Origin of the sequence: Arenimonas sp. (assembly GCF_019459675.1) — a bacterium.
Taxonomy (GTDB): Bacteria; Pseudomonadota; Gammaproteobacteria; order Xanthomonadales; family Xanthomonadaceae; genus Arenimonas.
Map to the genome: position 1 here is coordinate 23,811 of NZ_JAIBFH010000118.1, position 9,361 is coordinate 33,171.

Annotated in this window: 6 protein-coding genes; 3 read left to right on the plus strand and 3 right to left on the minus strand. The window is 70.2% G+C overall.

Going from position 1 to position 9,361, the window contains the following annotated elements; genetic code table 11:
- The first annotated feature begins 132 nt into the window (after window positions 1-132).
- Complete coding sequence (locus tag K0M70_RS04330; RefSeq protein ID WP_290779747.1) at window positions 133-3,594, plus strand: PAS domain-containing hybrid sensor histidine kinase/response regulator; 3,462 nt, start codon at window positions 133-135, stop codon at window positions 3,592-3,594.
- Window positions 3,591-4,799, plus strand: coding sequence for a chromate efflux transporter (gene chrA, locus K0M70_RS04335; protein ID WP_290779749.1), 1,209 nt, complete (start codon window positions 3,591-3,593; stop codon window positions 4,797-4,799). The genes K0M70_RS04330 and chrA overlap by 4 nt, the downstream gene beginning before the upstream one ends.
- 39 nt (window positions 4,800-4,838) lie before the next feature.
- Here chrA and K0M70_RS04340 read toward each other — a convergent pair whose 3' ends face one another.
- From K0M70_RS04340 to acs, 3 genes are all read right to left on the minus strand, one after another.
- Window positions 4,839-5,369, minus strand: a complete 531-nt coding sequence (locus K0M70_RS04340) for a hypothetical protein (protein WP_290779751.1) — start codon at window positions 5,367-5,369, stop codon at window positions 4,839-4,841.
- 137 nt (window positions 5,370-5,506) lie between these two features.
- The gene (locus K0M70_RS04345; RefSeq protein ID WP_290779753.1) at window positions 5,507-6,172 is read right to left on the minus strand and encodes a response regulator transcription factor; all 666 of its coding nucleotides are present in this window, start codon (window positions 6,170-6,172) and stop codon (window positions 5,507-5,509) included.
- Between the two features lies 1 nt (window position 6,173).
- A complete protein-coding gene (acs, locus tag K0M70_RS04350) occupies window positions 6,174-8,135 on the minus strand; it encodes an acetate--CoA ligase (RefSeq protein WP_290779756.1) in 1,962 nt (653 codons plus the stop codon).
- Between the two features lie 203 nt (window positions 8,136-8,338).
- Here acs and K0M70_RS04355 point away from each other — a divergent pair.
- The coding region (locus K0M70_RS04355; protein WP_290779758.1) for a DcaP family trimeric outer membrane transporter at window positions 8,339-9,361 on the plus strand (1,023 nt) is incomplete at its 3' end.

Below are 9,361 nucleotides of genomic sequence, written 5' to 3' on the forward strand. Positions count from 1 at the left end.
GCTCAGCGGGCAATCTAGTGCATTGCTGCGATTGCCGCACCCGCCGCAGGGAACTGCGACTTTGGTCGGGGCCACGCCGGGCCCGCGCACGGGCGCTAGACTGCGGTCCCCGGGTGCGCGGAAGGAGGGTCCGTGATTCCAGGCTGGATCCTGCTGCTGGTGTCGGTCGGCTACGTCGGGCTGCTTTTCGGCGTGGCGTGGCTGGGCGACCGCAAGCCGCTGTACCCGGGCCGTGACTGGCTGCGGCCGGCCGTGTATTCGCTGGCGCTGGCGGTGTACTGCTCATCGTGGACGTTTTACGGCGCCGTAGGCACGGCGGCGAAGTCCGGCCTGGGCTTCCTGCCGATCTACCTCGGGCCGATCCTGCTGTTCGTGTTCGGCTGGCGCATCCTGGAGCGGCTGGTGCTGGTGGCGCGCGAGCAGAACACGGTGTCGATCGCCGACTTCCTGGCCGCGCGCTACGGCCGGGCGCAGAACATCGCGGCGCTGGTGACGCTGATCGCGGTGATCGCGGCGGTTCCCTACATCGCCCTGCAGTTCAAGGCCGTTGCGATGAGCATCGACGTACTGTCGGGCGCACCGCCGGGCCTGGCGCGCACGCCGCTGGCCGACCCGGCGCTTTACGTGGCGCTGCTGCTGGCGCTGTTCGCCATCGCGTTCGGCACGCGGCAGATCGACGCCACCGAACACCACCACGGCATGATCCTGGCGGTGGCGCTGGAGTCGCTGGTGAAGCTGGTGGCGTTCGTGGCCGTGGGCGTTTATGCCATCGGCCACCTGCCCGGCAGCGAGGACCTGCTGTCGCGCTTCCAGGCCGCCACCCGCGACTTCGTCGCGCCGGGCATCCCGCAGGGCTTCATGGCGCAGACGCTGCTGGCGTTCGCGGCCATCGTCTGTCTGCCGCGGCAGTTCCACGTGGCGGTGGTGGAGTGCGGCGACGTGGGCGACGTGCGTCGCGCGCGCTGGATGTTCACCGGCTACCTGGTGATCATCTGCGTGCTGGTGCTGCCGATCACGGCGGCGGGGCAGTTCGCGCTGGCCGGCACGGGCGCCGCGCCCGACACCTTCGTACTGGCGCTGCCGATGTCACAGGGCAATACCGCGCTGGCGCTGGCGGCCTACGTGGGCGGCTTCTCCGCGGCAACCGGCATGGTGATCGTGGCCTCGGTGGCCCTGGCCACCATGGTGAGCAACGACCTGGTGATGCCGCTGCTGTGGCGCGACAGCCTGACCGACGCGCGCCAGCGCGAGAACCTGGGTGCGCGCGTGCTTTGGGTGAGGCGCATCACCATCGTCGCCATCGCGCTGCTGGCCTACGCTTACTACCGCGGCGCCGGCAGCAGCGACACCCTGGCGGCGTTCGGCCTGCTGGCCTTTGCGGCAGTGGGGCAGTTCGCGCCGGCGCTGATCGGCGGGCTTTACTGGCGCGGCGCCAGCCGCAGGGGCGCCTTCGCGGGGCTGATGGCGGGTTTCGCGCTGTGGCTGTACACGCTGCTGCTGCCGACCCTGTCGCGCGCGGGCTGGTTCGACACGCGCTGGATCTCGGACGGGCCGCTGAGCATCGGCTGGCTGCGACCCGAGCAGCTGTTCGGGCTGGAAGGCTGGGACGCCCTCACGCACGGCACGTTCTGGTCGCTGCTGGTCAACATCGGCGCGCTGCTGGTGGTGTCGGCGCGCTGGCGGCCCAGCCTGGACGAGCGCCTGCGCGCCACGCCCTTCCTGGACCCGTATGCGCAGCGGCCGCTGGCCGCCAGCGGCGGCTGGCAGGGCAGCCTGAGCGAAAGCGACCTGCTGCAGCTGGCTTCGCGCATCGTCGGCGAACGCCATGCGCACCGCGCCTTCGCCGAGCACTCCGCCGCACAAGGCCGCGAACTCGCGCCCGGCACCCTGGCCGACCGCGCCATGATCCAGTTCACCGAACGCCTGCTTGCCGCATCCATCGGCGCCGCGTCCGCGCGGCTCACGCTGACCGCGGCGCTGCGCGGCTCGGGCATGGAGCTGGGCGAAGTGATGTCGCTGCTGGACGAGGCCAGCCACGAGCTGCGCTTCAACCGCGAGATCCTCTCGGCCACGCTCGAGAACCTGTCGCAGGCGGTCAGCGTGGTGGACCGCGACCTGCGGCTGGTGGCCTGGAACCGCCGCTACCAGCAGATGTTCGAGTATCCCGACGGCATGCTTTACGTCGGACGGCCGGTGGCGGACCTGATGCGCTACAACGCCCAGCGCGGCGAGATGGGCCCGGGCGAAAGCGAGCACCAGGTGGACAAGCGCATGGCCTACCTGCGCGAAGGTTCGCCGCACGTGTTCGAACGCGTGCGCGCCAACGGCCAGGTGATCGAAATGCGCGGCCAGCCGCTGCCGGGCGGCGGCTATGTCACGACCTACAGCGACGTCACCGACTACAAGCGGGCCGAGCACGCGCTTCGTGAAGTGAACGAAACGCTGGAGGCACGCGTCGAGCAGCGCACCCACGAGGCGGCGCAGGCCAACCAGTCGCGCACGCGCTTCCTGGCCGCCATCAGCCACGACGTATTGCAGCCGATCAACGCGGCCCGGCTGTTCACATCGGCGCTGCGGGATACCGATGAGGGCGTTGAACAGCATCGCCTGGCTGAGCGGGTGGACGCTTCGCTGCGCGACGCCGAAGAGCTGCTGGACGGGCTGCTGGATATCTCACGCCTGGACGCGGGCGCGCTGAAGCCCGAGCTGTCGGTGTTCCGGCTGGATGAACTGATGGCTGGCGTGGCGGACCAGTACGCACCGCTGGCGGCCGGGCGCGGCTTGCGCTTCCGCGTGCATGGCGGCCACCTGGCCGTGCACAGTGACCGCCGCCTGCTGCGGCGGGCGCTGCAGAACTTCGTTGCCAATGCGCTGCGCTACACCAAGCGCGGCCGCGTGGTGATCGGCGTGCGCCGGCGCGGCGCTCACGTGGACATCCAGGTTTGGGACAGCGGTCCCGGCATTCCGCCGCACCACCTGGCGCAGATCTTCGAGGAGTTCCGTCGCTTCGAACAGCCGTCGCCCTGGGGCGAGCGCGGCCTGGGGCTGGGTCTGTCGATCTGCCAGCGCGTGTCGCTGATGCTCGACCATCCCATCAGCGTGAAGTCCTGGCCGGGGCGCGGCAGCATGTTCGCGATCCGCGTGCCGGTGGCCGCTACCGCCGTCCCCGCCGCACCGCCGCGCGCGCCCGCTGGCGACATCACCGGGCTCAGCGTGCTGTGCCTGGACAACGACCGCGAGATCCTCGACGGCATGCAGGCGCTGCTGGGCCGCTGGGGCGTGGACGTGCGCGTGGCGGAAACCGTGGCCGCTGCGCTGGTTCTGGCGCAGGCCCACGCGCCCGACGTGCTGGTGGCCGACTACCACCTGCACGACCAGGTGGACGGCCTGGACGCCCTGCAGATGCTGCGCGCCGTCTGCGGGCCGCACACGCCCGCGGTGCTGGTGACGGCCGACGGCAGCGACACGCTCAAGCGCGCGGCGCGCGACCTGGGCATTCCGGTGCTGACCAAACCGATCAAGCCGGCCAGCCTGCGGGCGTTCCTAGCGGCGCAGCAGCGGCGCGCGGCATCGGCGATTGTGCGGCTGCCATGACGTCTGAGGCCTCGCCAGCCTCCGGCACCACGGCCGAGGTTTTCCGGGCGTTCCTTCGCCTGGGGCTGACCTCGTTCGGCGGGCCTGTTGCGCACCTGGCTTACTTCCGGGAAGAGTTCGTCAAGCGGCGCGCCTGGCTGGACGAAGCGCAGTTCGCGCAGCTGCTTGGGCTTTGCCAGTTCCTGCCGGGCCCGGCCAGCAGCCAGATGGGGTTCGCGATCGGAATGCTGCGCGGCGGATGGCGCGGTGCGCTGGCGGCCTTCGCGGCATTCACTTTTCCGGCGGTGCTGCTGATGTTCGGGTTTGCCGCGCGGGCGCCGCTTCTGGGGCGGGGGGGGGGCGCGGCGCTGGTGCACGGCCTGAAACTGGTGGCGGTGGTGGTGGTGGCGCATGCCTTGGTGGGCATGGTGCGGCAGCTCACGCCGGACCTTCCCCGCGCGCTGATTGCAGTGGCTGCGGCGGCGCTGGTGGTGGCCACCGGCAATGCGTGGCTGCAGCTGGTGGCCATAGGCCTGGGCGGGCTGCTGGGACTGCGGTTTTGCCGCCGCAACGTTGCGCCGGCGGGGCTCGGCTTCAGCGTGCGCTACGGCCGGGGTGCCGCACTGGCGGCCGCTGCGTTTTTCCTGGCGGGGCTGGCGGCGGCGCTGGTGTGGCCCGCCGGTGACGCGGCCACCGCCGGCGCGGTGGCTGCGGCGTTCTACCGTTCCGGCGCGCTGGTGTTCGGCGGCGGCCACGTGGTGCTGCCGCTGCTGCAGCAGGCGGTGGTCGACACGGGCTGGATCCGCGCCGACACGTTCCTGGCCGGCTACGGCGCCGCGCAGGTGGTGCCCGGACCGATGTTCTCGCTGGCCGCCTTCCTGGGGGCCGAGATACCGATGGGCCTGCCGGCCGCCGCAGGTGCCGCCCTCGCGCTGCTGGCGCTGTTCGCGCCGGGTTTCGCGCTGCTGGTGGCGGTGCTGCCGGTGTGGTCACGGTTGGCGCAGCGGCCTTGGGCTGCGAGCGCGATGGCAGGCATCAATGCCGCGGTGGTGGGGCTGCTGGCGGCCGCGTTCTACGATCCGGTGCTGGTGCAGGGTGTTCGCGGCGGGGTGGACGCGACCATTGCGCTTGTAGGCTTCATGGCGCTGACGGTGTTCCGCGTCGCGGCCGCCTGGGTCGCGCTGGGATGCGTGGCGGCGTCACTGGCCGCACACTGGATCTCATGACCTGTGGTCTTGTTCCGGAGCCTTCACCGCGCGCCGGATTCAGAGCGTGCGCGTCACTTCCGCGCCCAGCCCGGTGAGCACACTCGCCGCGCGGTCGGCTTCGTCGCGGGACAACGCATGCACCACCACCGAGAAACGCCGGTCCGCGATGGCGTCCTGGGTGGCCTGCACGTAGCGGTCCTGGTCGGGGCGCAGGGCCACCAGGCCGCCCAGCATCAATCCGGCAATGGCACCCATGAAAACGAATGCCACGGCCGACACCAGCGCCGAGCTCACGATCAACGCAACGCCCAGCCACATCAGCACAGCCCAGGCCAGCGCGCCCGCGACCAGGCCGCCGACGCCGAACCACAGGTGTGCCAGCACGATGGTGCGCCAGATGCCCTTGCCCTCGGGCTGCAGCTTGATATTGGGATGCGGCTCGGCCGGAGATATCAGCTTGACCTGGGCGGGCTGCAGGCCTGCACGGGACACCACGGCGTCCCGCGCTGCGCCGGCCGCGGCCTGGCTGTCGAATACGGCGGCGAGTTTGCTGTTGGACACCTCGCCTGTAACGGGAAGGTCGGACATGGGGTTGGCTCCTGGGTATACGACCCACCATTGCACAAGCCGCCCGCGCGGAACTGAGCGCGACGTGACTCGGTATGCATCGTGCAGCCTGCACGACAGCGTGCGGCGCGGCGGCGCTGGGCCGCGCGGCGTGGTTTTCAGTCGCCGTCCCTGGTGTCGGGATCGACCGCCAGGCGGCCGGCCAGCAGCACGGCCTGCGTGCGGTTGTTGGCGCCGAGTTTGCGCAGGATGGCGGTCATGTGCGCCTTGATGGTGGCTTCGGACACGCCCATGGCGTGGGCGATCTGCTTGTTCAGAAGCCCGCTGCCGAGCATGCCCAGCACGCGGAACTGCTGCGGCGTGAGGCCGCGGATGCGTTCGGCGATGTCGGCTTCTTCCGGGGCCAGGCCGCCGGCGTGGTCGGACTGCGGTGGCAGCCAGTGGCCGCCTTCCAGCACCGCGGCGATCGCGATGCCGATGGTGGCCGTGTCGGACGATTTGGGAATGAAACCGGCCGCCCCGTGCTCCAGCGCGCGCCGCACCACGCTGGCCTCTTCGCGCGCCGACACCACGATGATGGGCAGTTGCGGCTGCACGCCGCGCAGGTGCACCAGCGCGCTGAAGCCATGCGCGCCGGGCATGTTGAGGTCGAGCAGCAGCAGGTCGGCTTCGGGATTGGCCTCGGCCGTGGCGAACAGCGACTCGGCGTCCACCGATTCCACCAGCGTTGCCTGCGGCAGCAGCCGCGCCACCGCGCCCTTGAGCGCTTCGCGGAACAGCGGATGGTCGTCGGCCACCAGGATGGTGGGCGCGGACGGCAGCATGTCAGTGGCCCTGGCGGTCGCGCACGAGGTGGTCCACCACGCCCGGGTCGGCCAGGGTGGACGTGTCGCCCAGGCCCACGCGGTCCACGCCCTCGGGGCCGGCCTCGGCGATCTTTCGCAGGATGCGCCGCATGATCTTGCCGCTGCGGGTCTTGGGCAGGCCCGGCGCCCACTGCAGCCAGTCGGGCGCGGCGATGGCGCCGATGTCGTGGCGCACGTGCGCCACCAGCTCCTTGCGCAGCGCTTCGGTCGGCTCGATGCCGGCCTTCAGCGTGACGTAGGCATAGATGCCCTGGCCCTTGATGTCGTGCGGCGCGCCCACCACGGCGGCTTCGGCCACGGCCGGGTGGCCGACCAGCGCGCTTTCCACTTCGGCGGTGCCCATGCGGTGGCCGGAGACATTGATCACGTCGTCCACGCGCCCGGTGATCCAGTAGTAGCCGTCTTCGTCGCGGCGGCAGCCGTCGCCGGTGAAGTACATGCCGGGATAGGTGCTGAAGTAGGTGTCGATGTAGCGCTGGTGGTCGCCGTAGACGGTGCGCATCTGGCCCGGCCAGGAATCAAGCAGCACCAGGTTGCCTTCGGTGGCGCCTTCCAGCACCTGGCCCTCGGCATTCACCAGCGCCGGGCGCACGCCGAAGAAGGGCAGCGTGGCCGAGCCAGGCTTGGTGGCGACCGCGCCGGGCAAAGGCGTGATCAACGCGCCGCCGGTTTCGGTCTGCCACCAGGTGTCCACGATCGGGCAGCGGCCGTCGCCGACCACGCGGTGGTACCACTCCCAGGCCTCGGGATTGATCGGCTCGCCCACGGTGCCCAGCAGGCGGATGCTCTTACGCGACGTGCGCAGCACCGGGCCGTCGCCCTCGCGCATCAGCGCGCGGATGGCGGTGGGCGCCGTGTAGAAGATGGTGACCTGGTGCTTGTCGCAGGCCTGCCAGAACCGGCTGGTGTCGGGATACGTCGGCACGCCTTCGAACATCACGGTGGTGGCGCCGTTGGCCAACGGCCCGTAAACCACGTAGGTGTGACCGGTCACCCAGCCCACATCGGCGGTGCACCAGAACACGTCGTCTTCCTTCAGGTCGAACACGCATTCGTGCGTATACGAAGCCCAGGTGAGATAGCCGCCCGTGGTGTGCAGCACACCCTTGGGCTTGCCGGTACTGCCCGAGGTGTAGAGGATGAACAGCGGGTCTTCCGCGTCCATCGGCGCGGCGTCGTGCGTGGCCGGCTGGGCGTCCACCACCGCGTCGTACCAGCGGTCGCGCGGCATCTGCATCGGCGCGCCGTGGCCGGTGTGGCGCACTACCAGCACGGTTTCAACGCTGCTGGTGCCGGGCTTGGTGAGCGCTTCGTCCACGTTGGCCTTGAGCGGGATGGTCTTGCCGCCGCGCAGGCCTTCGTCGGCGGTGATCACCAGCTTGCTGCCGCAGTCGGCGATGCGGTTGGCGATGGAGTCGGCCGAGAAGCCGCCGAATACGACCGAATGGATGGCGCCCAGACGCGCACAGGCCAGCATGGCCACCGCAGCCTCCGGGATCATCGGCAGGTACAGCGTGATGCGGTCGCCCTTCACCACGCCCAGCGCGGTGAGTGCGTTGGCAAGCCGGCACACCATCGCATGCAGTTCGCGGTAGCTGATGCGGCGCGCGGGCGTGGCCGGGTCATCGGCCTCCCAGACGATGGCGGTCTTGTCGCCGCGCTCGGCCAGGTGGCGGTCCAGGCAGTTCACGCTGACGTTGAGCTGGCCGTCGGCGTACCAGCGTACGTGGAAATCACTGCGGTCGAAGGACGTGTCCTTGGCGCGCGTGTAGGGCCGCGACCAGTCGAGGCGCTTGCCCGCCTGGCTCCAGAACGCCTCGGGATCGCGGATCGAATCGGCGTAGAGGCGGTCGTAGTCGGCGCGCTTGATCGCGGCAGCGGCTTCGAAGTCGTGGGGAACAGGAACGATGCGCTCTGACATGGGGGCTCCTCCGGCCCGGCCTCGGGCGTTTGCGCAAGATTACCCGGGTTTGGCCGACATTCCGGCGCCGCGCGACGCTGCGCGCATTAGACCTTGGTATAGCTCCGCCCCACCTTCGACCAATGGGTAATGGTCACCGCCGCGCAGCGCGACACAGACTCCGGCAGCCACTGCGGCAAGGGTCCGAATTCCGGGGGGGAAGGATGAACCGAACCAAGCGCCACAAACGCACGCTGCTGCCGCTCGCGCTCTTGCTCGCGATCGCCGCACCGGGGCACGTCCTGGCGCAGGCCGCCAGCCCGCAGGACCTGGAGGCCCGGATCGCCCAGCTTGAACAGCTGGTCCAGGGCCTCAAAGCCGAGCTTGATGCACAGAAGGCGGCCGCACCGCCCGCGGCCGCGCCGATGCCGGCCGGCGTGCTGCCGATCCAGGCCACCGCCCTCATGCCCGCCGCTAACCCCGGCACCCGCTTCGGCTTCGGCGGCTTCATCAAGCTCGACGCCATGGTGTCCGACACCAGCGACGGCGAAATTGCCGACGGCAGCGCCGGTCGCCTGTTCTACCTGCCCAGCGCCACGCCGGTGGGCGGAGCGTCGGAAGCCGACCCGGACCTGGACGTGCACGCGCAGTTCTCGCGCTTCTGGTTCTCCGCCGACACCGATATCGACGGCCACAAGGTAAAGGGCTACATCGAGGCCGATATTTTCGGCAACGCCAACGGCAACGAACAGTCCACCAACACCTATGGCCTGACCATCCGCCACGCCTACGTCAGCTGGGACCGATGGCTGGCGGGGCAGACCTGGTCGAACTTCCAGGACGTGGCGGCGCTGCCCGACTCCGTCGACTTCGTTGGCCCCACCGAAGGTACGGTCTTCGTTCGCGAGGCCCAGCTGCGCTACACGCGCGGCCCGTGGTCGGTGTCGGTCGAGAACCCGGAAACCACCATCACGCCCTACCTGGGGGGCGCACGCATCAGCAGCGACGACAACACCGTGCCCGACGTCACTGCGCGCTACCTGCACAAGGCGGCGTGGGGCCACTTCACCGTCGCTGGCCTGCTGCGCCAGCTCAAGGTCCAGACGCCGCTGCTGGACGAAAGCGACACCGCATTCGCGATCAGCGTCTCGGGCAAGTGGATCCTGGGCGCCAACGACGACATCCGCTACATGTACTCCAGCGGCGCCGGCATCGGCCGCTACCTGGGCCTGGGCCTGGCCAGCGAC